Source organism: Burkholderia cepacia complex sp. TUM26381, assembly GCF_057439935.1.
Window position 1 is genome coordinate 3,272,774 of the sequence record NZ_CM172007.1, and the last position, 26,069, is coordinate 3,298,842.

The following is a 26,069-nucleotide window of genomic DNA, read 5'->3' on the forward strand; positions in this document are numbered from 1 at the left end:
CGCGCCATTCCCAGCCGGGCCCAATGCCCGCGGGCACGCGGATTGCGGCATCACGCACCGTCACGTCAACCCATTCCGGGAGGGTGCAATGCTCGGTACGATCCTCATCGTCATCCTGATTTTGCTGCTGATCGGCGCATTTCCTTCATGGCCGCACAGCCGAAGCTGGGGCTACTGGCCATCGGGCTCGGTCGGGCTGATCGTCGTCATCGTCGTCGTGCTGGTGCTGCTGGGGCACCTCTGACGCACGACGACGCGATCGTGCCCCCGGGCCCCGGGTCGTCATGGTGCCGCCATCGTTGCCAGGGGGCGGCACACGCAACCCGTTACTGGCCGCCCTCCAGCCGCAGCTGGAGTTTGCTCTTCACCGACGTCACGCCCGGCACCTGACGGGCCGCGTCCACCGCGCCCCGGTCCTGCGATTCGTCGGTGATCGGCCCGGCCAGCGTCACGTCGCCCGTCTTCGCCTTCGCGAACACGGTGGGCTGCGCATTGCCGATGCCGGGCGCCTTCACGATCGCCTGGCGCACCTTCTTCGCGACCGCGCGGTCGGCCGCGCGGTCGGCTTTCTTCGCCGCACGCGGCGACGCGGCCGACGACGCGGCGGCCTGCTCGGCGGGCGCGGCGACCGTGGCGGGCGAGATACGCCGGCGCTGCGACGAGCACGCTGAACGACGTGCTCGACCAGATCTCGGCGCCGATTCGCCGTATATCGCCGTGTTCATTCCCGGCGGCCACGGTGTCCTTGCCGGCATTCCGCACTGCAAGGAAGTCGGGCACTGACGGTGCGTGCCGCGCCCCGGGCGGCGTTCTGCCGGGGCGCGACCGCAGGGCGCCCGGTGCCGCTTACTCGCGCGCCCACCCGTTCTGATAAAGCTGCCCGGCCAGCACGCCGAGGCGCGACGTGAGAATGGTGTTCTCGCCATCCTCGATCAACGCCGAGCGCACGTCGCGGAACAGCTTCTCGATCGGGAATTCGCGCGTGGTGCCATTGCCGCCGAACAGCTGGAACGCCTCGTGCGTGATCTTCATCGCTTCCTCGGTCACGCTCACCTTCGCCTGCGCGGTCGCATACGGATGGCTCTGCGGCGACATCCGCGAGAACGCGAGGCTGCGGCGCGCGATCGCACGCGCCATCTCGAGCCGGCGCAGCATCTCGCCGATGCGCAGGTGCGTCATCTGGTGATCCATCAGCAGCGCGCCGCCCTGTTTGCGCTCGTGGCAGTAGGCGAGCGCCAGTTCGAACGCGGCGCGTGCGGCACCGACGAACACCTGGCACATGTGCGTGCCCGCATACGACCATGTCGATGCGAGGTTGCCGAGATAGTCGTCCTTCAGCGCGACCGCGAAGCGCTTCGGCACCTTCACGTTGTCGAAATAGATCTCGCCCTGCGGCAGCGAACGCTGGCCGATCTTGTCGAGCGGCTTGCCGCGCGACACGCCCGGCAGGTCGAGCGGCAGGATCATCGCGATGCCGTTCGTGAACGCGCTGCGCCCGCCTTCGTTCGATGGAACGGGTCGTACGGTAGTATGGCGATTCGATGGAACCCCGATGGATCTGAACGAGTGGCCATGCCCGAATTTTCTTCATCTCCCGGCGCCGGCCAGGGCGCGCAAGCGCTCGTCCTCATCGCCGAGGACGAACCCGAGATCGCCGAGATCCTGATCGCGTACTTCGCGCGCAACGGCCTGCGCACCGTGCACGCGGCCGACGGCCGCCGCGCGCTCGAACTCCACCTGTCGCTGAAGCCGGACCTCGTACTGCTCGACGTGCAGATGCCGCACGTCGACGGCTGGAAAGTGCTCGCCGAAATCCGCCATCGCGGCGACACGCCGGTCATCATGCTGACCGCGCTCGACCAGGACATCGACAAGCTGACCGGGTTGCGCATCGGCGCCGACGACTACGTGGTCAAGCCGTTCAACCCGGCCGAAGTCGTCGCGCGCGCACAGGCCGTGCTGCGCCGGTCGATGGCCGGCTCGCGCCAGGAAGAACAGCGCGTGCTGCGCGCCGCGCCGTTCGAGATCGATCTCGAGCACCACGAAGCGACGGTCGAAGTCGGCAGCGAACGCCACACGCTCGTGCTGACGCTCACCGAATTCAAGCTGCTCGCGCAGCTTGCGCGTGCGCCGCGCCGCGTGTTCAGCCGCGCCGAGCTGATGGCCACCTGCCTGCCGGAAGGCGACGCGCTGGAGCGCACCGTGGACAGCCACGTCAGCAAGCTGCGCAAGAAACTGGACGACCTCGGCGTGCAAGGCGTGCCCGCCAGCGTGCGCGGCGTCGGCTACAAACTGTGGAGCGGCGATTGAAACTCGACGGCCTGAGCCGCCAGATCGCGCTGACGATGGGCGCGATCGCCTTCGGCATCACGGTGCTGATCGTCGTGACGGCCTACGCGTTCTACTACCTGCTGTACAAGTACTCGCCCGAGTACTTCAAGCCGCAGAGCTGGCTCCCGAGCGGGCCGGAGTGGGTGTGGATCATCTCGACCACGCTGGTCGGCCTGCTGATCGCGATCATCGTCGCGGTCAACCTGTCGCGCCGCATCCTCGTGCCGCTGAACTCGGTGACGGACAGCATCCGCCGCGTCGCGCGCGGCGATCTCGCCGCACGCGCCGTCGCCGGCGACCGTTCGCTGCACGAAGCGGCGCTGCTCGCCGACAACTTCAACGCGCTCGCGAGCGAACTGCAGCGCGTGACCGACGAACAGACGTTCTGGAACGCGGCGATCGCCCATGAACTGCGCACGCCCGTCACCGTCTTGCGCGGGCGGCTGCAGGGGCTCGCCGAGGGCGTGTTCACGCCGAGCGAAGCGCTGTACCGCAGCCTGCTCACGCAGGTCGAAGGCTTGACGCGGCTGATCGAAGATCTGCGCGTGGTCAGCCTCGCCGACAGCGGGCACCTCAGCATCGAGATCCGCGACACCGATCTCGCTGCCGACGTGCGCGCCGTGGTCGACGTGTTCACGCACGCGCTGCAGGCCGCCGGCCAGCATCCGGAACTCGATCTCGACCCGCGGCGCATGCGCTGCGACCCGGTCCGCATCCGCCAGGCTTTACTGGCGCTGCTGGAGAATGCGCGCCGCCATGCGGTGCCCGGCGCGATCCGGATCCAGACGCGCATCGAGAACGGCATGTGCCGGCTGCGCGTCGAGGACGACGGCCCCGGCATCCCGGCCGATTTCGCACCGCACGTGTTTCAGGCGTTCCGGCGCGTCGACGATACGCAACCCGGCGGCACCGGCCTCGGGCTCGCCGTCGTCGCGGCGATCGCGCACGCGCATCACGGCGAAGCCCTCTGCGCACCGACCGGCGCGGGCGGCACGCGGTTCGAGGTGCAGTGGCCCGACAACCTCGCGCCGGCGCCCGACAGCGAACGGTTCCCGGCGTAACGCGCACCCTTACACCTTTAAACCTTTACACCTTCACGCGCGCGGTTCACGCCCGACCTGTTCGAGCGGCGGGCTGAACCCGAGCACCGTGTACTCCATCACGGATACCGTCCCTTTTCCGGCCGCGCCCTGCACGACCACCGCGCGCACGGCGCCGGCCCGGTCGAATTTCAGCCGCGTGCCGACGGTCGCGTGACGCAGCGCCTCCAGTTCCTCGATCCGCGCGATCGCCAGCTTGCGCACCGCACCGGATACGTACACCGGCAGGAACACCAGCGCGATGAAGATCGACACGGCATCCTTCGACACGCTGTCCAGCACCGGCTGGCCCGACATCACGAGCGACAGCGACGTCGCGGCAACGAAGATGGCGAGCACGGTCGCGCCGACGCCGAGCGACGAGAACCGCTCGGCCGCCTTCTTCATGCGCGCCTTCACGAGCGCGCGCGCGGTCACGGACGTCATCAGCCATTCGCGCTGCGCGCCGTAGAACCCGGCAAAGCCGAGGAACAGCGTCGCGACCGCGCTGACGGCGATGCTGGTGTACAGCGCTTCGAACATCATGCAGACGAATTCGAGCACGCACACGAGCACGAGCGGGTGCAGCAGCAGACGGAACGAATAGCCGTCGCTGCCGTGCCCGCGGATCCACCATCTCACCGGCGCGAGCTGCCAGAAGCGGCTCTCCCGGCGGAGCGAAAGTTCGTCGTTGTCGGTCAATTCTTCACCCGTGGTGTTGCGTTGCGTCTGTGGTTCCGGCGTGGCTGAAACAGGAATGAATACCTGCGGTTATCGATTGATCCCAAAGATTCATTAGACAGTGTCTCCGCCGCCGCGCGATGCTGGCTTCGCCCGTGAACGCCGCGTCATTGCAACGCCGCGCACGAAAATGGAGTGAGACACATGCATAACGATCACCGTCAACGGCGCCACACGCTGTGGCTGCTGTGTGCGCTTTCGTTCATTCTCTACGTCGACCGCGTCAACCTCGCGACCGCGGCCGGTGCGATCAAGGCCGAACTCGGCCTGTCGAATACCGAACTTGGCGTCGCATTCTCCGCGTTCGCGTATTCGTATGCAATCTGCCAGATCGGCGGCGGCTGGATCGCCGACCGGTTCGGCGCCCGCATCACGCTGATCGGCTGCGGGTTGATCTGGATCGTCTCCACCTTCACGACCGGGCTCGTGCACAGCCTCGGGCTGCTGTTTGCCGCACGCCTGCTGCTCGGCATCGGCGAAGGCGCGACGCTGCCGGCCCAGGCCCGCGCGATCACGCACTGGTTTCCGCGCGAGCGGCGCGGCGTCGTGCAGGGCTTCACGCATTCGTTCTCGCGGCTCGGCAACGCGGTCACGCCGCCGATCGTCGCCGCGCTGATGACGTGGCTGTCGTGGCGCGCGGCGTTCTTCGTGATCGGGGCGGTCACGGTGGTATGGCTCGCATGGTGGATCGTCGGTTTCCGCGAGCACCCGCTCGGCGACGACGACGGCCGCGCGCGCACCGCCCGCCCTGCCGCCCCGTCCGGCCCGACGCCGTGGGGGCCGCTGTTCCGCCGGATGGCGCCGACCATCTTCGTCTACTTCTGCTACGGCTGGACCGCGTGGCTGTTCTTCACGTGGCTGCCGACGTTCTTCCTCAACGGCCAGGGCCTGAACCTGAAATCGACCGCGCTGTTCGCGTCCGGCGTGTTCTTCGCGGGCGTCGTCGGCGACACACTCGGCGGCTGGCTCTGCGACCGCATCTACCGGAAGACCGGCAACCTCGCGCTGTCGCGCCAGAGCGTGATCGTCACGAGCTTCGCCGGTGCGCTGATCTGCCTGCTGCCGCTCGCGTTCGTCCACTCGACGGCCGGCGTCGCGCTGTGCCTGTCCGGGTCGTTCCTGTGCCTCGAACTGACGATCGGGCCGATCTGGGCCGTGCCGAGCGACATCGCGCCGACCCACGCCGGCATCGCGAGCGGGATGATGAACGCCGGCTCCGCGATCTCGGGGATCCTGTCACCGATCCTGTTCGGCTATCTCGTCGACCGCACCGGCAGCTGGACGGTGCCGTTCATCGGCTCGGTCGCGATGCTGCTGATCGGTATCGTCGCCGCGCTGCGGATTCGCCCCGATCGCACGCTGTCCGAATCGATGCCGTCGCTCGCCGACGCGCCCGCCGCGCCGTCGGCGCGCTGAAGCCTTTCGCTTCGGGTTCGCCTGCCTCCCCCGTCTCGCCGGCGGCGCCATCACGTTTCATCGCGTTCCGCGATGCGGGCGTATTACCGGTTCGGCTGGTTCGGCTGGTTCGGCTGGTTCGGCTGGTTCGGCTGGTTCGGCTGATTCGGCTGATTCGGCTGATTCGGCCTGCTCGGCCGATTCGGCCAGCGCGGCCGACGCGGCTGGCTCGGCCGCCTCGGCTGGCAACCCGCGCCATTACGCGTCGCCGTCATCCTCGGCTCCGTCGTGATGAAACAGCGCGAGAAACTGCTGCGCGGGCGCGCTCAGCGGCCGGTCGCGCCGCACGATGCTGCCGTACGACGGCAGTTTCAGCTCGAGCGTGTAATCGACGATCGCGACGAGCCCGTGCTCCGCGTTGCGCTGCGCAACCGTCAGCGGAATCACGCCGAGCATCGACGAGCGGTCGACGAGGTTCATCGTCGTCAGGATCGACCCCGTTTCGACGAGCCCGCGCGGCATCGGCCGGTGGTGCGCGCGAAATTCGCGTTCGACGACTTCACGCGCCGGGCTGCCGGCCGGCTGCACGATCCACGCGTAATCGAGCAGCGCATCGAACGCCACCGGCCCCGCGCCCGCCAGCGGATGGTCGCGGCCCGCGATGATCGCGAGCGCCTCGTCGTCGACCACGCGGAAATCGCAATCCGTGCCGACATTGCGCCCGATCACCACTTCGAGCACGCCTTCGCGCAGTTGCGGCATCAGCCGGTCGCTCGTATCGACCGCGATGTCGATCGCGAGCAGCGGATAACGCGCCTTCAACTGCACCAGCGCCTCGGTGAGCCGCCCCGGCGACGCGGCCATGATGCTGCCGATCGCGAGCCGCCCGGCACTGCCGAGCTGCAGCTCGCCGAGCTCGCGATTCAACGCTTCCACGCTGCCGCGAATCCCGCGGAAATAGCCGAGCACGCGCTCGCCGGCCGGGTTCAGCACAAGCCCGCGCCCGACGCGATCGAACAGCCGCTGGCCGAGCGCGCTCTCCAGTTCCGCCAGCATCTTCGTCGCGGCCGGCTGCGTGAGGCCCATCTGCTCGGCGGCCGCGCGCAGCGTCGAGCATTCGTCGACGGCCAGCAGCAACGCGATCTGGCGCATGCGCAGCCGGTTCAGCAACTGCGGGGTCGAGTCTCGTCGGTCGATCGAGCCCATCTTTGATTACTCCAGGTTATCGATTCATCAAGAGTTTTCAATTTACCGACTCATTCCGTCTACCTAGCATGAACCCCATACACGAACGGCCACGCGCCGCCACCGGAGACACCGCATGAACACCTCCTCGACCGCCGCCACCCTGCCCGTCGTCGCGCTGACGCTCGGCGACCCCGCCGGCATCGGCGCCGAACTGATCGCGAAACTGCTCGCCCGCCCCGACGCCACCGCCCGCGCGAATCTCGTGCTGATCGGCGATCGCTGGCTGTGGGAAGCCGGCCAGCGCGTCGCGGGCGTCACCGTCGACGTCGAGCCCGTGGCGTCGCTGGCCGCCGTGCGCGGCCGGCCGGCGGCCGCGCGCGCCGCGTTCGTCGAAGTCGACACGATCGATCCCGCGCAGGTCACGGCCGGCCAGCCCGGCGCGGCCGGCGGCCGCTCGACGCTCGCCGTGCTCGACCAGTGCCTCGACGCGGCGCTGGCCGGCGACATCGACGCGATCTGCTTCGCGCCGCTGAACAAGTACGCGATGAAGCTCGGCGGGCTGCGCCACGACGACGAGCTGCACCACTTCGCCAAAGCGCTCGGCGTGACCGGCTACTTCTGCGAATTCAACACGCTCGGCGAACTGTGGACGGCGCGTATCTCGTCGCACATCCCGCTGAAGGACGCGGCCGGCTGCCTGAGCATCGAGCGGATCGAACAGGCGTCGGAACTCATCTACCGGTCGCTGCTCGCGAACGGCGTCGCGGCGCCGAAGGTGGCGATCGCCGCGTTCAACCCGCACGGCGGCGACGGCGGCAGCTGCGGCCGCGAGGAAGTCGACATCATCGAGCCGGCGGTGCGCAAGCTGCAGGCGCGCGACTGGCCGACCGACGCGCCGTTCCACGGCCCGTTCCCCGCCGACACGATCTTCCTGAAGGCGCAGGCCGGCGACTACCAGGCGATCGTCACGATGTACCACGACCAGGGGCAGATCGCGATCAAGCTGCTCGGCTTCTCGCGCGGCGTGACCGTGCAGGGCGGGCTGCCCGTGCCGATCACGACGCCCGCGCACGGCACCGCGTACGACATCGCGGGCCGCGGCACCGCCGACGTCGGCGCGACCTGGCAGGCGCTGCAGATCGCCTGCCGGATGGGCGCCGCGCGCCGCACCCCCGCTGTTTCGGCGTGACGGCCAAGCCGGCCGCCCGCCTTTCACACACGACAACACCGACTCTCGGAGACACCGCCATGAAAATCCGGTCCGTACGCGCACGCGTATTCCAGTGGAAAGGCAAGACCGTCCCGCCGCAGGGCAACTTCTGTTCGAACGCGATGGATCTGCTGTACGCGCCGCAGGAGACGATGAGCACGTTCCGCTTCCATGCGTGGACGGTCGTCGAGGTCGAGACCGACGACGGCATCGTCGGCCTCGGCAACGTCGCGCTCGCGCCGCACGTCGCGAAGGTCATCATCGACCAGTACCTCGCGCCGCTCGTGATCGGCCAGGACCCGTGGGACTACGAATACCTGAACCAGCGGATGTACCGCGCGACCCACGCGTGGGGCCGCAAGGGCATCGGCATGGCGGCGATCTCGGCGGTCGACATCGCGATCTGGGACATCCTCGGCAAGAGTGTCGGCAAGCCGGTGTTCAAGCTGCTCGGCGGCCGCACCAAGGAAAAGATCCCCTGCTACTACTCGAAGCTCTACCGCACCGACCTGAAGGCGATGCAGGACGAGGCGCAGCAGTACCTGAAGGAAGGCTTCCGCGCGTTCAAGATGCGCTTCGGCTACGGGCCCGCGCACGGCCAGCAGGGCGTGGTCGAGAACCTGAAGTCGGTCGCGGCGATCCGTGAGGTGATCGGCTACGACAACGACCTGATGCTCGAGTGCTACATGGGCTGGAACCTCGAATACGCGAAGCGGATCCTGCCGAAGCTCGAGAAATACCAGCCGCGCTGGCTGGAAGAACCGGTGATCGCCGACGACATCGACGGCTATGCGGAGCTGAACCAGCTGACGCGCATCCCGATCTCCGGCGGCGAACACGAATTCTCGCTGTACGGCTTCAAGCAGCTGCTCGACCGCAAGGCCGTGTCGGTCGTGCAGTACGACACGAACCGTGTCGGCGGGATCACGATGGCGCACAAGATCAACGCGCTGTGCGAGGCGTACAGCGTGCCGGTGATTCCGCATGCGGGCCAGATGCACAACTATCACCTGACGATGAGCACGCTCGCGTCGCCGATGAGCGAGTACTTCCCGATGTTCGACGTCGAGGTCGGCAACGAGCTGTTCTATTACATCTTCGACGGCGAGCCGGTGGCCGAGAACGGTTTCCTGCAGCTGCGCGACGACGTACCGGGCCTCGGCCTCACGCTGAAGACCGAATTCCTCGACCAGTTCGACATCGTCGAGTGAGGCCGGCCATGAAAACACGCTACCAGGGCGTTTTTCCGGTCGTACCGACGATCTTCGACGCGCACGGCGCGCTCGATCTCGACGGCCAGCGCCGCTGCCTCGACTTCATGATCGATGCCGGCTCGCACGGCCTCTGCATCCACGCGAACTACTCCGAGCAGTTCGCGCTCGGCGACGACGAACGTGACCTGATCACGCGCACCACGCTCGAGCACGTCGCGGGCCGCGTGCCGGTGATCGTCACGACATCGCACTTCAGCGCGCGGCTCTGCGCGGCACGCAACCGGCAGGCGCAGGCGCTCGGCGCGGCGATGGTGATGGTGATGCCGCCGTACCACGGCGCCACGTTCCGCGTGCCCGAAACGCAGGTGCGTGCGTTCTTCCGCGAAGTCGCCGACAGCCTCGACATTCCGCTGATGATCCAGGACGCACCGGCGAGCGGCGTCGCGCTGCCGGCGTCGCTGCTCGCGTCGCTCGCACGCGAGCTCGATGCCGTGTCGTACTTCAAGATCGAGACGGCGGGCGCCGCGTCGAAGCTGCGCGAGCTGATCGCGCTCGGCGGCGACGCGATCGAGGGGCCGTGGGACGGCGAGGAAGGCATCACGCTGCTCGCCGATCTCGATGCCGGCGCAACCGGTGCGATGACGGGCGGCGGCTATCCGGACGGGATTCGCCGGATCACCGACGCGTATTTCGCCGGCCGCCGCGACGAAGCCTGCGAGCAGTACGCGCGCTGGCTGCCGCTGATCAACTACGAGAACCGCCAGGCGGGTTTCCTCACCGCGAAGGCGCTGATGAAGGAAGGCGGCGTGATCGCGTGCGACCAGCCGCGCGCGCCGTGGCCCGAGCTGCATCCGCAGGTGCGGGCGGGCCTGCTCGACGCGGCGCGGCGGCTCGACCCGCTCGTGCTGCGCTGGGGGCGCTAATACCGGAAGTACGTGCGGCGCGCGGGCGCCGCGCATCGGCGGCCGGCACCGGCCGGCCCGCCACGGCAAGACAGCGGCCCGTCAGATGGCCGCCGCGGCCGACGACCCAAACTGGATGGAGACGCCATGACCCTGTTGACCCCCGCCACCCCGGCATACGAAGCCGGCGAAGCCATTCCGCGCCGCCGCTGGCTGCGCGTGATTCCGCCGCTGCTGCTCGCCTGCATCATTTCCTACATGGACCGCGTGAACATCGCGTTCGCGATGCCCGGCGGGATGAACGCCGATCTCGGCATGGACGCGACGATGGCAGGGCTCGCCGGCGGCATCTTCTTCTTCGGCTACCTGTTCCTGCAGATTCCCGGCGGCCGGCGCGCGGCGCTCGGCAGCGGCAAGACCTTCATCGCGTGGTCGCTCGTGAGCTGGGCCGTGCTGTCGGTGCTGACCGGTCTCGTCACGCACACCTGGCAACTGCTGGCGCTGCGCTTCATGCTCGGCGTGGCCGAAGGCGGGATGCTGCCCGTCGTGCTGACGATGGTCAGCCACTGGTTCCCCGATCGCGAGCGTGGCCGTGCGAACGCAATGGTCATCATGTTCGTGCCGCTCGCGGGCATGATCACCGCGCCGCTGTCCGGCTTCATCCTCGCCGCGTACGACTGGCGTCACCTGTTCTTCAGCGCGGGCGCACTGTCGCTGCTGTGCCTGGTCGCGTGGATGATGTTCGCCGACGACGGCCCGGAGACCGCGCGCTGGGTGTCGCCCCGCGAGAAGGCATACATCCTCGACGCGCTGCGCGACGAGCAGGAGCGCAAGCGCGCGGCCGGCACGCCGGCGGCCGCGTCGTTCGACGAGATGCTGCGCAACCCGACGATCTGGCTGCTCATCGCGATCAACTTCTGCTATCAGGTCGGCATCTACGGCTATACGATGTGGTTGCCGACCCTGCTGAAAAACCTCACGCACAGCGGGATGGGCAAGATCGGCCTGCTCGCGATGCTGCCGTATGTCGCGATGGTGATCGGGATGTTCGTCACGTCGTATTGGTCTGACCGGACCGGCAAGCGCCGCCTGTTCGTGCTGCTGCCGCTCGTCGGCTTCGCCGCGTGCCTCGCGCTGTCGGTGCTCACGCACGGGTCGATGGCCGTGTCGTTCACGTTCCTGATCGGCTGCGGCTTCTTCCTGCAGGCGGCCGCCGGCGTGTTCTGGGCGATTCCGCCGAAGCTCTGCAGCGTCGAGACGGCCGGCAGTGCGCGCGGCCTGATCAACGCGCTCGGCAATCTCGGCGGCTTCTGCGGCCCGTATGCGGTGGGCGTGCTGACCCAGCACGTGAGCGCGGCGGCCGGCGTCTACAGCCTCGCGGTCACGCTCGCGGTGGCCGGCCTGCTCGCGATGACGCTGCCGAAGCGCTGCGAGGACTGACCCCGGATACGCGGGACTGCGAACGACATGACGGAGACTCACCATGAACGACATCCTGTTGCTGGTGCAGAAATGCGCCCACACCTTCAGCTTCTACGACCTCGACACGAAAGCGCCGCTCAAGCACATCGTGCTGCCCAACTTCCCGCACGAATTCACCGTGGATGCGAACGAGCGTCACGCGTACGTCGGCATCTTCGGGATCGAAACCGCGTGGTCGCGCGGCCATGAAGGCGATCACCGGATCGCCGAGATCGACCTCGTCGAGCGCACGCACACGCGCATGCTCGACCTGTGGCCGTACTACCGGCCGCACGGGATGGCGGCCGACCGCGACGGCCGGCTGTACGCGATGAGCGAGGCACACGACATGCTGCTCGTGTTCGACGAGCCGACGCGGCAGCCGGTGCCGAACATGGCCGTGCCGTCCGGCGGCGTGAAGACGCACCTCGTGACGCTCACGCGCGACGCGAGCCGCGCCTACGGCGTGCACCTGCTGTCGAACACGGTCACGCAGTTCCATCCGCGCGACGCGACGGTCGCGCCGCGCGCGGTGATGCCCGGCCCGCGCCCCGAGGGCAATGCGCTGTCGGGCGACGAGCGCACGCTGTTCGTCGCGAATCGCGGCGACGACACGCTGGTCGAGATCGACACGGAAACGATGACCTGCGGCCGCCGCGTGAAAACACGCAGCGATCCGAACCGCATCTACCGGACGAGCGCGCCGGACGGCCGCGACCTGCTGCTGCTGACCAATTCGGGCGAACGGTCGATCTCGGTGTTCGATGCGCGGCAGCTCGAGGAGATCGAGCGCATCGCGCTGCCCGCGAACCCGACCGCACTGTCGTTCCATCCGTCGCGGCGCGTCGCGTACGTGTCGTTCCAGGACGACTACGTGCGCGAACTCGATCTCGATACGTGGCGCTTCGTCGGTGCGCTGGCGACGCTACGCGAGCCCGATGCGTCGTACGTGCTCGCCGGCGCGCGCTGACATGCACGACGGTTCGTCGCCCGACGACATCGACGGCCTGCCCGATGCGCTCGTCGATGCGCATCACCACCTGTGGCAGCTCGATGCGGGTGCGCACTACCCGTGGCTGCAGGCGCAATACGATCCGGCACGCTTCATGTTCGGCGACTACGCGGCGCTGTGCCGCAACTTCGGCGTGGACGAATTCCGGCACGCGGCGCAACACGCGCCGATCGTCGCCAGCGTGCACGTCGAGGCCGAGCGCGCGCACGACGAGGCGCTGGCCGAAACGCGCTGGCTGCACGACGTCGCCGCCGCGCACGGGCTGCCGTCGGCCGTCGTCGCGTGGGTCGACTTGCTGGCCGGCGACGTGGACGAACGGCTCCCCGAACAGGCCGCGTGGCCGCGCGTGCGCGGCGTGCGCTTCAAGCCGCGCACCGCGGCCACGCCGGATGCGTCGATCGACGGGCCCGGCACGCTGCATGACCCGCGCTGGCCGGCCGCACTCGAGCGCCTCGCCGCGCACGGCCTGAGCTGGGACCTGCGCGTGCCGTTCTGGCATCTCGGCGAAGCGGCCGCGCTGCTTGCCGGCGCCCCCGACGTCGACGTCGTGCTCGAACACGCGGGCCTGCCGTGGGACCGCTCGGCAGCCGGGCTCGCGCGCTGGCGCAGCGGCATGGAAGCGCTCGCCGCGTTGCCACGCGTCACCGTGAAGATCTCCGAACTCGGCCTGCGCGACGCGGCGTGGAACGACGCCGACAACGCGCGGATCGTCCGCGACACGATCGCGATCTTCGGCTGGCAGCGCTGCCTGTTCGCGAGCAATTTCCCGGTGGCCGGGCTGCGCGTGACCTATCCCGTGCTGCTGCGCACGTTCGCCCGCGCGATCGCGCATCTCGACGACACCGCGCGCCGTGCGATCTGGCACGACAACGCGCTGCGCGTCTACCGGATCGCGCCCGACGCGCCGCACCGGCCGGCGCGCGGCTAGCGCCCCGCCTTCCCCTCCCTTCCCCTCCTGTCGGTCGGGCGGCGCACCACGCCACGCGCCCGACCGACACATTTTGTGCATCGCACGACCGACCCTGAGCAAAAAGTATCGGTTCGCGTTTTCTTTTGATGTGGTGCCCGCATCGCCGCCGTCACACCATGAGTCCTGCCGTCATCGACGGTATTCGAACAAGCAGAATCAAGGAGACACGGGTGAACAAGATGCGAATCGTCGCAGCCGGCTTGCTGCTCGGCGCCTGTCTGCCGGGCGTCGCGGCCGCGCAAACCTGCAAGGTGCCGACCCTTCGGGTGCTCGCGCAGAAGAGTCTCGGCCTGTCGGTGATGGAGAAGTCGCTGGCCGACTACGAGAAGAAAAGCGGGACCAAGGTCGAGATCAGCTACTTCGGCGAGAACGACCGCCGCGCGAAATCGCGGCTCGACGCGTCGACCGGCGCGGGTTCCTACCAGATCTACTACGTCGACGAAGCGAACGTCGCCGAATTCGCGTCGGCCAACTGGATCGTGCCGCTTCTCAAGTACTACCCGAAGGATTACGACTACGACGACTTCCTGCCCGGCCGCCGTGCGGTCGCGAGCTACAACGGCGTCGCGTACTTCGCGCCGCTGATCGGCGGCGGCGACTTCCTGTTCTACCGCCGCGACCTGCTCGACGCCGCGCACATCCCGGTGCCGAAGACGCTCGACCAGCTCGTCGCCGCGATCAAGAAGCTCAACGCGCCGCCGAAGCTGTACGGCTGGGTCGCGCGCGGCCAGCGCGGCTCGGGGATGAACGTGTGGCGCTGGTCGCCGTTCATGCTCGGGATGGGCGGCGCCTGGACCGACAAGGGCGGCCAGCCTGCGTTCAACTCGCCGGCCGCCGTGAAGGCCACGCAGCTCTACAGCGACCTGTTCAAGTACGCGCCGCCGGGCGCCGCGACCTACGACTGGAGCAACGCGCTCGAAGCGTTCCGCTCGGGCAAGGTCGCGTTCATGATCGAATCGACGCCGTTCGCGGACTGGATGGAGGATGCGAGCAAGTCGAGCGTGGCCGGCAAGGTCGGCTACACGCGGCCGCCCGCGCCGCTGCCGTCGGCCGCGTACGGCCACGGCTTCGCGATCTCGGCGGTCGGCGCGAAGGACGACTGCACGCGGATGGCCGCCGGCCGCTTCATCGCCTGGGCGACCAGCAAGGACCAGGAGCAGGCGCGGCTGCGCAGCGGCGTGTTCAGCGACTACAACCGCACGAGCACGATCAACAGCCCGTACTTCAAGCAGCACGTCGCGCCGCAGATCCAGGCCGGGCTGAACGACACCAACCCCGTCACGCAGGTGACGATCTGGCGCACGCCGCAGTGGCCGGATATCGGCGACAACCTCGGCATCGCGCTCGAACAGGTGTTCACCGGCACGCAGGCGGACCCGCGCGGCACGCTCGACGACGCGACCCAGTACGCGAAGGATGCGCTCGAACATGGCGCTCGCAAATGACGGCGCCGGCGGCCGCGCGCTCGGCGTCCGCCCGGCCCCATCCACACCGTCGGCCCGGCGCGGCCGCGCGCGCCGCGACCGCACGAGCCTGCCGTGGGTATTCCTCGCGCCGACGCTCGCGCTGCTCGCGGTCCTGAGCCTCGTCCCGACCGTCGCCGCGATCAACCTCGCGTTGCGCAACCGCGTGCTGCGCTACCCGGACAGCGAATACGTCGGCCTGCGCAACTTCATCCGGCTCGCGTCGGACCGCCGCTTCCTGAACGCGATCGAGGTGTCCGTGCTGTGGGAAGTCGTCACGGTCGCCGGCGCGGTGCTGGTCGGCATCGCGCTCGCCGTGTTCCTGTTCGAGCGCGTGCACGGCCGCTGGCGCCGCTTCGCGTCGCTGGTGCTGATCATGCCGGTGCTGCTGCCGCGCGTGTCGGCCGCGTTCATCTGGAAGTTCATGTACGCGCCGCTCACCGGGATCCTGAGCTGGCTGCTCGGCACGCTCGGCGTCGAGAACACCGCCTTCCTCGCCGATCCGCATCTCGCGCTGTACGCGGTCGCGCTCGTCGACGTGTGGCAATGGGGGCTGTTCTTCGCGGTCGTGATCCTGAAGCTGCTGGAGACGCTGCCGCCCGAGCCGCTCGAAGCCGCGCGGCTCGACTACGCGACGACGTGGCAGGTGCATGCGTACATCGCGCTGCCGATGCTGAAGGCGCCGCTCGTGAGCCTCGTGTTCATCAAGATGGTCGAGTCGCTGCGTTCGTTCGACCTGATCTACGTGATGACCAAGGGCGGCCCCGGCATCGCGACCGAGACACTCGATCTCTATGCGTACCAGCAGGGCATCGGCCTCGCCGGCAAGGTGTCGTATGCGTCCGGCATGGCCGTGCTGATGATGGTCGCGACCACGCTCGTCTTCACGCTCATCTGGAAGAGGGTCAACAAATGGGACGACTGATGGCCCGCCGCGGCCCCGCCGCCGTTTCCACCGTCGCGATCGCCGGCGCGATCCTGCTGGTCGCCGCGTTCCCGCTGTTCTGGGCCGTGCTCAATTCGCTCAAGCACCTGCTCGACATCGTCACGCCGACCCCGCGCTTCTTCTTCACGCCGACGCTCGCGAACTACGAGCAGGTGCTGTCGAGCCCCGAGGTGCTGATCGGGCTCGGCAACAGCATCGCGATCGTCGGCGCGGCCGTGCTGATCGGCGCGGTGCTCGGCGTGCCGGCCGCGTATGCGATCGCGCACTACCCGGTGCGCGGCAAGCGCGACATCCAGTTCTTCCTGCTGTCGCTGCGCTTCCTGCCGCCCGTCGCGGTCGCGCTGCCGCTGATCGCGATCTGGGTCGACCTCGGGCTGTACGACACCAAGCTGTCGATGATCGTCACGTACCTGCTCGTCACGCTGTCGACCATCACGTGGCTGTCGATCCCCGTGTTCCGCCGGCTGCCGCGCGAGATCGAGGAAGCCGCCGCGCTCGACGGCTACGGCCCGTATGCGGTGTTCTGGCATATCGCGCTGCCGGTGTGCGCGAGCACGCTGCTCGGCGGCATCGTGTTCAGCTTCGTGCTGGTCTGGAACGAACTGATGATCGCGCTCGCGCTGACGTCGTCGCGCAGCGCGACGCTGCCGGTGGTCGCATCCGCGTTCACGTCGCTCGGCCAGGAAGTGCCGTGGGGCGTGATCAACGCGTCGACGGTGCTGCTCGCGCTGCCGCCGCTCGTGTTCGTCGGCATGCTGAGCCGCCTGCTCAATTCGATGGTCAAGGGAAAATAAGGAGGATGTGTTGAAAGCGCTCGTACTCGAACGCACGCGCGAGCTCGCGCTGCGCGACATCGACCTGCCGCAGGAGGTCGGCCCCGGCGACGTCCGGATCAAGGTCCATACGGTTGGCGTCTGCGGCAGCGACGTGCATTACTACGTTCATGGCGGCATCGGCCCGTTCCGTGTCGATGCGCCGATGGTGCTCGGCCACGAAGCCTCCGGCACCGTCGTCGAGACCGGCGCCGGCGTCACGCACCTGCGCGTCGGCGATCGCGTGTGCATGGAGCCCGGCGTGCCGCGCTTCGATTCGCCCGCGACACTGCGCGGGCTCTACAACCTCGATCCCGACGTGCGCTTCTGGGCAACGCCTCCCATCCACGGCTGCCTGACGCCGTTCGTCGTGCATCCGGCCGCGTTCACGTACCGTCTGCCCGACAACGTGTCGTTCGCCGAAGGCGCGATCGTCGAGCCGCTGTCGATCGGCCTGCAGGCCGCAAAGAAGGCGGCGATGAAGCCAGGCGACCTCGCGGTCGTGATCGGCGCCGGCACGATCGGCGCGATGACGGCGCTCGCCGCGCTCGCCGGCGGCGCCGCGCGCGTGATCCTCGCCGACGTCGTGCCCGACAAGCTCGCGCTGTTTGGCGACAACCCGGCCGTCACGACCGTCGACGTGCGCACGCGGCCGCTCGCCGACGCGGTAGCCGACGCCTCCGGTGGCTGGGGCGCGGACGTCGTGTTCGAGGCGAGCGGCAGCGCGAACGCGTATGCGGGCCTCGTCGACCTGATGTGCCCGGGCGGCTGCGCGGTGCTGATCGGCATGCCCGTCGAGCCCGTACCGCTCGATGTGGTCGCGCTGCAGGCGAAGGAAGGCCGCATCGAATCGGTGTTCCGCTACGCGAACATTTTCCCGCGCGCGCTTGCGCTGATCGCGTCCGGCGCGATCGACGTGAAGCCGTTCATCTCGCGCACGTTCCCGTTCTCCGAAGGCGTGCGCGCGTTCGAGGAAGCGGCGAGCGGCCAGCCGCGCGACGTCAAGATTCAGATCGAAATGGATTGAGCCATGGCCCAGATCACCTGCAAGGCTTTGTCGAAGCACTACGACGGCGGCCCCGCCGTGCTGCACCCGCTCGACCTCGAGATCGCCGACGGCGAATTCATCGTGCTGCTCGGCCCGTCCGGCTGCGGCAAGTCGACGATGCTGCGGATGATCGCGGGCCTCGAGGCGATCACCGGCGGCGAGCTCGTGATCGGCGATGCCGTCGTCAACGACCTGCCGTCGCGCGAGCGCAATGTCGCGATGGTGTTCCAGAACTACGCGCTGTACCCGCACATGACGGTGTACGACAACATCGCGTTCGGCCTGCGGCGCCTGAAGGTGCCGGCCGGCGAGATCGACCGCCGCGTGCGCGACGTCGCGCGCATCCTGAGCCTCGACGCGCTGCTCGACCGCCGTCCGCGCGCGATGTCGGGCGGCCAGCAGCAGCGCGCGGCGATCGCCCGCGCGATGATCAAGACGCCGGCCGTGTTCCTGTTCGACGAGCCGTTGTCGAATCTCGACGCGAAGCTGCGCACGCAGCTGCGCGGCGACATCAAGCGGCTGCACCGGCAGTTGAAGACGACCACGCTGTACGTCACGCACGACCAGCTCGAAGCGATGACACTCGCGGACCGCGTCGTGCTGATGCGCGGCGGCCACATCGAGCAGATCGGTACGCCGGCCGAACTGTATGGCCGGCCGCATACCGTGTTCGCCGCCGGGTTCGTCGGCACGCCCGCGATGAACTTCGCCGACGGCACGATCGAGCGCCTCGGCGCGAACCTGCTGCTCGACTGCAACGGCGCGCGCTGGCCGCTCGCGTCGTCGCGCTTCGCGGGGCTGCAGGACGGCCAGCACGTGAAGGCCGCGATCCGGCCGAACCACCTGCGGCTCGTCGCCGAAGGCGATCCGGCCCCCGGCACGCTCGCACTGACCGGCACCGTGGAGCTCGTCGAGCTGCTCGGCGCCGAGGCGCTCGTCACGCTGGACTGGCGCGGCCGGCCGTGCGCGGCCCTCGTGCCGGCCCCGATGGCCCCCATGCCGGGCGCCGTGGTAGCGTTGCGCTTCGACGAAGAAGCCCTGCATCTGTTCGACGCCGGCACCGAGCGCAACGTCACGCTGCCGGACGCGAACCCGATCGCGCAGGCGGCGCCGCCGGCGGCCGCAACGCGCGCCACGCCGCCGGCCGCGACGGGCTGGTCGATGTCCCGTTCGTAGCACGCCGGCACGCCCCGACGGAGCACACGATGAACCCGGATCTCGAGATCGTTCCCACCCACCGCGACGAGTCGTTCCGCGCGTGGGTCCACGACTACCCGCATTCGGTCGCGAAGTGGCACTTTCATCCCGAGTACGAGATTCATCTGATCCAGGCGTCGCACGGCAAGGTGTTCGTCGGCGACCACATCGGCGATTTCGGCCCCGGCAACCTGATCGTCACGGGGCCGAACCTGCCGCACAACTGGGTCAGCGAGCTTGCCGACGGCGAACGCGTGTCGTCGCGCGACGTCGTGCTGCAGTTCTCGCGCGATGCGATCGAGAAGATGGTCGGCGCGTTCAGCGAGCTGCAGCCGGTGATCGACCTGATCGACGACGCGGCGCGCGGCGTGCAGTTTCCGGACCGCGTCGGCGCAGAGGTCGCGCCGCTGATGCTCGAACTCGCGAACGCGCACGGCTGCCGGCGCGTCGAGATCCTGATGTCGCTGTTCGACCGGCTGTCGTCGTGCCGCGAGCGGCGCGTGCTCGCGGGCCCCGGCTACCGCAGCGACGCGCAGCACTACATGTCGTCGACCATCAACCAGGTGCTGTCGTACCTGCAGCAGAACCTGCCCGGCATGCTGCGCGAGACCGACGTCGCCGCGTTCGCCGGCATGAGCGTCAGCACCTTCACGCGGTTCTTCCGCCGCCACACCGGCTCGTCGTTCGTGCGCTACCTGAACCGCCTGCGCATCAACGAGGCGTGCGAGCTGCTGATGTTTTCCGACCTGACGGTGACCGACATCTGCTACCGGGTTGGCTTCAACAACCTGTCGAACTTCAACCGACAGTTTCTCGCGATGAAGCAGGTGCCGCCGTCGAGGTTCCGCGCGCTGCACCGGCTCAACGAACCCCATGGCCGCGACGACGCGCCGCCCCCGCGACGCGCGCCGCCGCGCGCCCCAGACAGGACGCTTCATACGTGACATTTCTCGGCATCGATCTCGGCACGTCCGAGGTCAAGGTACTCCTCACCGATTCCCGTTCGGTGCCTCTCGCGACCGGCTCGGCCACGCTGTCGATCAGCCGCCCGCATCCGCACTGGTCCGAACAAAGCCCGCAGGCGTGGTGGCACGCGATGCTCGACGCGATCGCATCGGTGCGCGCCGCGCACCCGGCCGGCTTTGCCGCGCTGCAAGGCATCGCGCTGTCCGGGCAGATGCACGGCGCGACGCTGATCGATCGCGCCGACCAGGTGTTGCGCCCCGCGATCCTGTGGAACGACACGCGCGCGGGCACCGAATGCGTCGAGCTCGAGGCGCTGGTGCCGGAATCGCGCGCGATCACCGGCAACATGGCGATGCCCGGCTTCACCGCGCCGAAGCTGCTGTGGCTCGCGAAATACGAGCCGGCCGTGTTCCGCGCGGTGCACAAGGTGCTGCTGCCGAAGGATTACCTGATCTGGCGCCTGTCCGGCGAATTCGTGTCCGACCTGTCCGACGCGTCGGGCACGCTGTGGCTCGACTGCGCGCGCCGCGACTGGTCCGACCGGATGCTCGCCGCGACCGAGCTGTCGCGCGCGCAGATGCCGCGCCTCGTCGAAGGCAATGCGCCCGCCGCACAGCTGCGCGACACGCTGCGGCGCGAATGGGGCATCGCGGGGCCCGTGACGATCGCCGGCGGGGCCGGCGACAACGCGGCCTCCGCGATCGGCATGGGCGTGACGGGCGCCGGCAGCGGCTTCCTGTCGCTCGGCACGTCCGGCGTGCTGTTCGCCGGCAACGACCGTTTCGCGCCGAACCCGGACGCCGCCGTGCACGCGTTCTGCCACTGCATCGAAGGGCGCTGGCACCAGATGAGCGTGATCCTGTCGGCCGCCGCGAGCCTCGACTGGCTCGCGCGGGCACACGGCACGACCGCCGCTGTGCTGGCCGCGCGCGCCGAACGCGCGGAGCCGGCCCGCGCGCCGCTGTTCCTGCCGTATCTCGGCGGCGAGCGCACGCCGCACAACGACGCGCATGCGCGCGGCGTGTTCTTCGGGCTGTCCAACGAACACGATGCGTACGACCTCGCGTATGCGGTGATGGAAGGCGTCGCGTTCGCGATGGCCGACGGCTACGACGCGCTGCGCGCGGCCGGCACGACGCTCGACGCGGTGTCGTTCATCGGCGGCGGATCGAAAAGCGCGTTCTGGGCGCGGCTGTGCGCGAATGCGACCGGGCTCACGATGCAGCGCCACGCGGACGGCGCGGTCGGTGCAGCACTCGGCGCCGCGCGTCTGGCGCGACTCGCTGCGACGGACGACTCGCTCGCGGACGTCTGTGTCGCGCCGCCGGTGACGGAGACGGTCGCGCCCGATGCGGCGTCGGTCGATCTGCTGGCCGGCCGGCTCGCGCGGTACCGGCGGTTGTATCACGCGCTGCGGGACGAGTTCGCGGCCGCCGACTGAGCAGCGGGGCGTGGCCGTCATGCCCGCATCGCGGCCGGCCGAAACATGCGGAAACCCGCTTGACCCGGCCCCTGGGATCGCCTTTATGCTGACCGCAACGAATCGACGACCCGGGGGCGACCCATGAGCAACGTCACGCGCGGCCTGAGCGCATCGGAAGCCGCGACACGGCTCGGCGTATCGGTCAAGGCGCTGCGGCTGTACGAGCGGCAAGGGCTGGTCACGCCCGGGCGCACGGTGTCCGGATACCGGGCCTACGGCCCGGACGATCTGGCGCGTGCCGCCGAAATCGCGGCGTTGCGCGCGCTCGGCCTGAGCCTTGCCCAGGTCGCGAGCGTGCTGGATGGCGACGCCGGCAGCCTGAACGACGCGTTGGCGACGCATGAAGCGGCGCTCGAGCGCGGCATCCGGGATCTGGTCGGCAAGGTCGGCAAGGTTCGCGCCATCCGTGCCGATCTCGCACGCGGCCGAATGCCCAACGACGGCGAATTGACCCGCCTGCTCGACCCCGCGGCCGCCGGCGTTGCGTTCAGCCTCCCCTGGCCGTGGAACGGCGAATGGTTCGAGTGTCGCGATATCCGTCCGTTGAACTACATCATCGGTTCGCTGGGGAGCGGCAAGACGCGGCTCGCGCTTCGGCTGGCCGACGCGCTGCCCGGCGCCGCGTTCATCGGGCTGGACCGGCTGGAGGACGACGGCGCGGCGGCATTCGCCGCGTTGCAGGCCGATCCGGTGCTGAAGGCGCGCGTCGGGCGCACGTCGGCCTGGCTCGCGGGCGAAGGCGCCACGCCGTCTCCGGCGCTGACCGCGCTGCTCGCCGGCCTCGAGGCGGACGGCGCCGGCGCCCGGGTCGTGGACATGATCGAACAGGATCTCGACCAGTCGACGCAGGCGGCGCTGATCGCATGCCTTCGCCAGCGCGCCAGGGCCGGCGGCATGCGGCCGCTGTTCCTGCTGACCCGCTCGTCGGCCATGCTGGATCTGTCGGCCGTCGGCCCCGACGAAGCGATCATTCTGTGTCCCGCCAACCATAGCCCACCGGCTCGCGTCGCACCGTACCCCGGCGCCCCCGGCTACGAAGCCGTGGCCACCTGTCTTGCATCGCCCGCGACCCGCGCACGGATCGCACGGCGGCCGGAGGCCGGGTAACGGCATCGCTCCGGCCCGGCATCACGGTGGGCGATGACCCGCATGCGCGGCCCGGGCGGCCGGCACGTTGCCGGCCACGCGCGGTTCACGCGCGAATGAGCCGGTGCAGGCGTCGAACCAGGGTCAAGGCCTGCTGCGCCGAGGCCAGGTTCGTGAAGCCGAGCAGCATGCCGGACGGCGTCCGGCCGCCCGGGCTCCAGCCGCTCAGCGGCTGGATGGACAAACCGTGCAGGTCGGCCATGTGTGCGACGGCGCGATCGTCGACTGCCGCGCGCCAGTACGCCACGACATGCAGGCCGCCCGCGCGGGGCGGAATGTGCAGCGCGTCGCCGAAGACCTTGACCAGTGCATCGATCAGCCACGTACGGCGGGTTGCGTACAGCGCACGCATTTTCTTCAGGTGGCGCGCGAAGTGCCCGTGTTCCATGAAGTCGGCGACGACGGACTGCATCAGCATCTGGCCGCTGCCGCCGAGCCAGCCGGCGGTTTCGCGAAAGGCATCGACCTGCTCCTCGGGCACGACGAGATAGCCCAGTCGCAAGCCCGGATACAGCACCTTGCTGAACGAGCCGGTGTAAAGCACGCGGCGATGGCGATCCAGGCTTTTGAGCGCGGGCAGCGGGCGACCGTCGTACCGGAACTCGCTGTCGTAGTCGTCCTCGACGATCCAGGCCCGCTGCCGGCGGGCCCAGTCGAGCAATGCCAGGCGTCTCGGCAGCGACAGCGCGATACCGAGCGGGCTTTGATGGGTCGGGGTCACCACGGCGAAACGCGCATCGGCCGCACGGCGTCGCCCCGCTTCCACGCACAAGCCGTCGTCGTCGACCGGAACGGACACGAGCCGCATGCCCGCGTGCTCGAGCAGGCGGCGTGCGTGGATGTAACCGGGATCCTCGAACCAACCGGTATCGCCAGGGCGCAGCAGGGTCCGGCAGATCAGGTCCAGTGCGCCGCGATACCCCGCGGTGACGAAGATCTGCCCGGCCGAGCAGTCGATGCCGCGCGATACGCCGAGATAGGCGGACAGCGCGCGCCTCAGCGCGTCGTGACCTTGGGGCGGCGCGTAGTCCAGCGACGGTGTCGCCATCGCCCGCACATGACGCCCGGTCAGCCGAATCCAGGGCATGCGCGGAAACGCATCGAGCGCGGGAATGCCCATCTGAAACGGCTTCGGCCCGCTCGCCGCCGGATCGCCGTGCAGCGCTTCGTCCGGCCGGGGCGCGGCGGCGCGCGGCTGCCGGCCATCCGGCAGCTGCGGTGAAACGACGGTACCGGCCGGCCCGCGTGCGACCAGGTACCCTTCGCCGATGAGGATCTGATAGGCCGCTTCGACCGTGCCGCGTGCCAGATTCAGTTCGCCGGCCAGGCCCCGTACCGACGGCACGCGATTGCCCGGCGCAAGCCTGCCCGTCTCGATTGCATCGCGGATGCGCCCGTACAGCTGCCGGTAGACCGGCATGTCGAGATGGCGGTCCGGGATCAGGTCGTCGAAGTTCATGTCCCAGTCAAATAGTCACTTTTTGCCCCTTCAGGATAAGCCATCCGGTTTGTAAAGTAACGGCGTTACCGTGGAGCCATCGTGATGCAAGAGATTCATTTGAAACGAGCCGTGACGGATGCGGATTACCGGTCGGCGCTCGACGTGATGCGCGAGCTGCGCCCCCACCTGACCGATGCCGATGCGTTCGTGCGGCAGATGCGCCGCCAGGCCGAACAAGGTTATGTGCTGCTGACCGCGCGGCACGCCACCCCGGACGGTGCGGTCGTCGCGCTGGCGGGATACCGTCACCTCGAAAACACGCTGTACGGCCGCTTCGTCTACGTCGACGACCTGGTCGCGACCGGGCACGCGCGCGGCCAGCGGCTGGGCGAGCGGCTGCTCGATGCGGTGCGCGACGACGCGCGGCAACACGGCTGCATGCACCTGGTACTCGATACCGGGCTGTCCAATGCGCTCGCGCAGCGTTTCTATTTCCGCCAGGGGCTGCTGTCCCGCGGCATGCATTTCAGCCAGTCTCTGCAGGCGCTCGGATGAACCACCTTCTTTTTGTCGATGCCAGCCCGCATGGAAGCGATTCGCTGGGCGCGCGCCTCGCATGCGAAGCCATCGCGCAATGGCAGACGGCCCGCCCCCATGCACGTGTCGTGTCGCGCAGCCTCGGTGAACCCGGGTTGCCTTCGCTGTCGACCGCCTATGCGCACGCACTGGTCGCGAGACAACCGGATTCCGATCCCGCGCTGGCGTGCTCCGAACAACTGATCGCGGAAGTGGAGCACAGCGGCGGCGTGTTGATCAGCACGCCGATGCACAATTTCACGGTACCCGCCGCGCTGAAGTTGTGGATCGATTACGTGCTGCGCATCGGCCGCACGTTCAGGGCCACGCCGGAAGGCAAGTTCGGCCTGCTCGCCGATCGGCCCGTGCTCGTGCTGGTGCGCTCCGGCGGCATCTGCACGGGGCCGGCGGCACGGCAGCCCGATTTCCTGACGCCGTACCTGAAGCAGGTGCTGGCCGTCATCGGCCTGTCGACGGTCGATTTCATCTACCTTGAAGGCATTGCGCCGGACAACGCAGCGATCGACGCGGTACGCGGCCAGCTGGCCGCATCGGCGCTGCTGGCTCGACGCGCGACGGCAACGGCATGAATGCGCCCCGGCGCTCGCATGCATGAGCCGATGCGTACCGGGGGCGGCGGATGTCGGGCGTCCCGAGCCGGGCGCTTCGGCGTCACGGTTCCAGCCGCCCCATCCTGCGCGCCATCGCCTGGCTCACCGCATGCACGGGATCGAACCCGAAGAATTCGAGCACGTGCCGCGCGACGTCGTCGCGATCGTTGTCCGCGCAGATCATGTGATAGCTGTTCTCCAGCACGATCCCGCGCGCGTCGGGCATCTTCTCCAGCAGGAAATCGGCCGAGCGCAGGCTCGTCAGTTCATCCTCGCGTGCATGCAGAACGAGCGTCGGGCACGGCGTGCCGGCCGCGGCGTCGAGCGCCCAGTCGCGCATCCGGTCGACCTGCCGCACGCAGGCAAGCGGCACCCACGCATAGTGGAAACTGTCCTGCCGCTCGAACTTCTTCTTCACGATCGCGCGGATCGTCGCGTTCTTGATGCCGAACGGATCGCCTTCCTCGACGCGCATTCGCTCCGCCACTCCGGGCACGCGGTACAGCACGTGCCGCAGCGACCGGTACCACGGTGTCGACCAGCCGTCGATGAACATCGGCGTGGCCAGCAACGCGAGCCGGCCGCGCGCATGCTGCACGCGATGGCACAGCAGCAGCGCGACCAGCGAGCCCATGCACATGCCCGCGACATGCAGCGTGTCGTACTCGCGCTCCAGCGCGCGATATTGTTCGGTCACCGCGTCGAGCCACGCCTCCGCGCGCACGCCGGCCAGATCCTCGGGGCGCGTGCCGTGCCCGGGCAGCGTGATCATGTGCGTGTCGGCGCCCGCGCGCCGCATCGCCTTGTGCAGCGAACCGAGATCGTATTGCGTGCCGCCGAGCCCGTGGATCAGCAGGACGCCCGTGCGGCCTGTCAT

The 26,069-nt window shown here is 69.0% G+C and carries 25 protein-coding genes and 1 pseudogene; 20 read left to right on the plus strand and 6 right to left on the minus strand.

Features of this window, described 5'->3' with window-relative positions; all coding sequences use genetic code 11:
- The first annotated feature begins 88 nt into the window (after positions 1 to 88).
- The gene (locus ACWMMN_RS31485) at positions 89 to 244 is read left to right on the plus strand and encodes a DUF3309 family protein (RefSeq protein ID WP_081051964.1); all 156 of its coding nucleotides are present in this window, start codon (positions 89 to 91) and stop codon (positions 242 to 244) included.
- A gap of 82 nt (positions 245 to 326) precedes the next feature.
- Here ACWMMN_RS31485 and ACWMMN_RS31490 read toward each other — a convergent pair whose 3' ends face one another.
- Both ACWMMN_RS31490 and ACWMMN_RS31495 read right to left on the minus strand, forming a co-directional pair.
- Entirely contained in the window at positions 327 to 725 is a 399-nt protein-coding gene (locus tag ACWMMN_RS31490) for a BON domain-containing protein (RefSeq protein WP_486423638.1), read from the minus strand.
- A gap of 121 nt (positions 726 to 846) precedes the next feature.
- Positions 847 to 1,503, minus strand: a pseudogene (locus ACWMMN_RS31495) (acyl-CoA dehydrogenase family protein); the annotation flags it as partial.
- Between the two features lie 69 nt (positions 1,504 to 1,572).
- Between ACWMMN_RS31495 and ACWMMN_RS31500 the strand changes: the two are divergent.
- Both ACWMMN_RS31500 and ACWMMN_RS31505 read left to right on the plus strand, forming a co-directional pair.
- Entirely contained in the window at positions 1,573 to 2,310 is a 738-nt protein-coding gene (locus ACWMMN_RS31500; RefSeq protein ID WP_059238052.1) for a response regulator, read from the plus strand.
- The gene (locus ACWMMN_RS31505) at positions 2,307 to 3,392 is read left to right on the plus strand and encodes an ATP-binding protein (RefSeq protein WP_059238053.1); all 1,086 of its coding nucleotides are present in this window, start codon (positions 2,307 to 2,309) and stop codon (positions 3,390 to 3,392) included. Before ACWMMN_RS31500 ends, ACWMMN_RS31505 begins: the two co-directional genes overlap by 4 nt.
- 33 nt (positions 3,393 to 3,425) lie before the next feature.
- On the opposite strand, the gene ACWMMN_RS31510 is transcribed toward ACWMMN_RS31505, so the two are convergent.
- Positions 3,426 to 4,112: a hypothetical protein gene (locus tag ACWMMN_RS31510; RefSeq protein WP_174994010.1), complete on the minus strand. Its 687-nt coding sequence runs from the start codon at positions 4,110 to 4,112 to the stop codon at positions 3,426 to 3,428.
- Between the two features lie 183 nt (positions 4,113 to 4,295).
- On the opposite strand from ACWMMN_RS31510, the gene ACWMMN_RS31515 reads away from it, so the two are divergent.
- On the plus strand, positions 4,296 to 5,567 hold the full coding sequence (locus ACWMMN_RS31515; protein ID WP_174994009.1) for an MFS transporter: 1,272 nt from the start codon (positions 4,296 to 4,298) through the stop codon (positions 5,565 to 5,567).
- A 237-nt stretch (positions 5,568 to 5,804) separates the two neighbouring features.
- Here the strand turns inward: ACWMMN_RS31515 and ACWMMN_RS31520 are convergent, their stop codons facing one another.
- Positions 5,805 to 6,752: a LysR family transcriptional regulator gene (locus ACWMMN_RS31520; protein ID WP_174994007.1), complete on the minus strand. Its 948-nt coding sequence runs from the start codon at positions 6,750 to 6,752 to the stop codon at positions 5,805 to 5,807.
- A gap of 115 nt (positions 6,753 to 6,867) precedes the next feature.
- Between ACWMMN_RS31520 and ACWMMN_RS31525 the strand changes: the two genes are divergently transcribed.
- From ACWMMN_RS31525 to ACWMMN_RS31590, 14 genes are all read left to right on the plus strand, one after another.
- The gene (locus tag ACWMMN_RS31525) at positions 6,868 to 7,923 is read left to right on the plus strand and encodes a 4-hydroxythreonine-4-phosphate dehydrogenase PdxA (protein WP_486423639.1); all 1,056 of its coding nucleotides are present in this window, start codon (positions 6,868 to 6,870) and stop codon (positions 7,921 to 7,923) included.
- Between the two features lie 59 nt (positions 7,924 to 7,982).
- Positions 7,983 to 9,155, plus strand: coding sequence for an L-rhamnonate dehydratase (locus tag ACWMMN_RS31530; RefSeq protein ID WP_059238065.1), 1,173 nt, complete (start codon positions 7,983 to 7,985; stop codon positions 9,153 to 9,155).
- Positions 9,156 to 9,163: 8 nt separating this feature from the next.
- Positions 9,164 to 10,081, plus strand: a complete 918-nt coding sequence (locus ACWMMN_RS31535) for a dihydrodipicolinate synthase family protein (protein WP_059238067.1) — start codon at positions 9,164 to 9,166, stop codon at positions 10,079 to 10,081.
- Between the two features lie 126 nt (positions 10,082 to 10,207).
- Positions 10,208 to 11,500, plus strand: a complete 1,293-nt coding sequence (locus tag ACWMMN_RS31540; RefSeq protein ID WP_059238069.1) for an MFS transporter — start codon at positions 10,208 to 10,210, stop codon at positions 11,498 to 11,500.
- 43 nt (positions 11,501 to 11,543) lie between these two features.
- Positions 11,544 to 12,491 (plus strand): YncE family protein, encoded by a 948-nt coding sequence (locus ACWMMN_RS31545; protein ID WP_059238071.1) that lies wholly within the window; start codon positions 11,544 to 11,546, stop codon positions 12,489 to 12,491.
- 1 nt (position 12,492) lies between these two features.
- A complete protein-coding gene (locus ACWMMN_RS31550; RefSeq protein ID WP_486423640.1) occupies positions 12,493 to 13,461 on the plus strand; it encodes an amidohydrolase family protein in 969 nt (322 codons plus the stop codon).
- Between the two features lie 221 nt (positions 13,462 to 13,682).
- Positions 13,683 to 14,948, plus strand: a complete 1,266-nt coding sequence (locus tag ACWMMN_RS31555; protein WP_264168222.1) for an ABC transporter substrate-binding protein — start codon at positions 13,683 to 13,685, stop codon at positions 14,946 to 14,948.
- Positions 14,932 to 15,891: a carbohydrate ABC transporter permease gene (locus ACWMMN_RS31560; protein ID WP_226196151.1), complete on the plus strand. Its 960-nt coding sequence runs from the start codon at positions 14,932 to 14,934 to the stop codon at positions 15,889 to 15,891. Before ACWMMN_RS31555 ends, ACWMMN_RS31560 begins: the two co-directional genes overlap by 17 nt.
- Positions 15,879 to 16,706, plus strand: coding sequence for a carbohydrate ABC transporter permease (locus tag ACWMMN_RS31565; protein WP_486423641.1), 828 nt, complete (start codon positions 15,879 to 15,881; stop codon positions 16,704 to 16,706). Before ACWMMN_RS31560 ends, ACWMMN_RS31565 begins: the two co-directional genes overlap by 13 nt.
- A gap of 10 nt (positions 16,707 to 16,716) precedes the next feature.
- Entirely contained in the window at positions 16,717 to 17,751 is a 1,035-nt protein-coding gene (locus ACWMMN_RS31570) for an NAD(P)-dependent alcohol dehydrogenase (RefSeq protein ID WP_174994004.1), read from the plus strand.
- Between the two features lie 3 nt (positions 17,752 to 17,754).
- Positions 17,755 to 18,948: an ABC transporter ATP-binding protein gene (locus tag ACWMMN_RS31575; protein ID WP_486423642.1), complete on the plus strand. Its 1,194-nt coding sequence runs from the start codon at positions 17,755 to 17,757 to the stop codon at positions 18,946 to 18,948.
- A gap of 29 nt (positions 18,949 to 18,977) precedes the next feature.
- A complete protein-coding gene (locus ACWMMN_RS31580) occupies positions 18,978 to 19,913 on the plus strand; it encodes an AraC family transcriptional regulator (protein ID WP_059238079.1) in 936 nt (311 codons plus the stop codon).
- Positions 19,910 to 21,376 (plus strand): xylulokinase, encoded by a 1,467-nt coding sequence (gene xylB / locus ACWMMN_RS31585; protein WP_174994002.1) that lies wholly within the window; start codon positions 19,910 to 19,912, stop codon positions 21,374 to 21,376. The genes ACWMMN_RS31580 and xylB overlap by 4 nt, the downstream gene beginning before the upstream one ends.
- Before the next feature lie 123 nt (positions 21,377 to 21,499).
- Positions 21,500 to 22,525 carry a MerR family transcriptional regulator gene (locus tag ACWMMN_RS31590; protein WP_174994001.1) on the plus strand — a complete coding sequence of 342 codons (1,026 nt, stop codon included), beginning with the start codon at positions 21,500 to 21,502 and terminating at the stop codon, positions 22,523 to 22,525.
- An 85-nt stretch (positions 22,526 to 22,610) separates the two neighbouring features.
- Here the strand turns inward: ACWMMN_RS31590 and pdxR are convergent, their stop codons facing one another.
- Entirely contained in the window at positions 22,611 to 24,023 is a 1,413-nt protein-coding gene (gene pdxR / locus ACWMMN_RS31595; protein WP_486423643.1) for a MocR-like pyridoxine biosynthesis transcription factor PdxR, read from the minus strand.
- An 84-nt stretch (positions 24,024 to 24,107) separates the two neighbouring features.
- Between pdxR and ACWMMN_RS31600 the strand changes: the two genes are divergently transcribed.
- The gene (locus ACWMMN_RS31600; RefSeq protein ID WP_059238087.1) at positions 24,108 to 24,560 is read left to right on the plus strand and encodes a GNAT family N-acetyltransferase; all 453 of its coding nucleotides are present in this window, start codon (positions 24,108 to 24,110) and stop codon (positions 24,558 to 24,560) included.
- On the plus strand, positions 24,557 to 25,171 hold the full coding sequence (locus ACWMMN_RS31605; RefSeq protein ID WP_486423644.1) for an FMN-dependent NADH-azoreductase: 615 nt from the start codon (positions 24,557 to 24,559) through the stop codon (positions 25,169 to 25,171). The genes ACWMMN_RS31600 and ACWMMN_RS31605 overlap by 4 nt, the downstream gene beginning before the upstream one ends.
- An 82-nt stretch (positions 25,172 to 25,253) precedes the next feature.
- On the opposite strand, the gene ACWMMN_RS31610 is transcribed toward ACWMMN_RS31605, so the two are convergent.
- Complete coding sequence (locus ACWMMN_RS31610) at positions 25,254 to 26,069, minus strand: alpha/beta hydrolase (RefSeq protein ID WP_059238090.1); 816 nt, start codon at positions 26,067 to 26,069, stop codon at positions 25,254 to 25,256.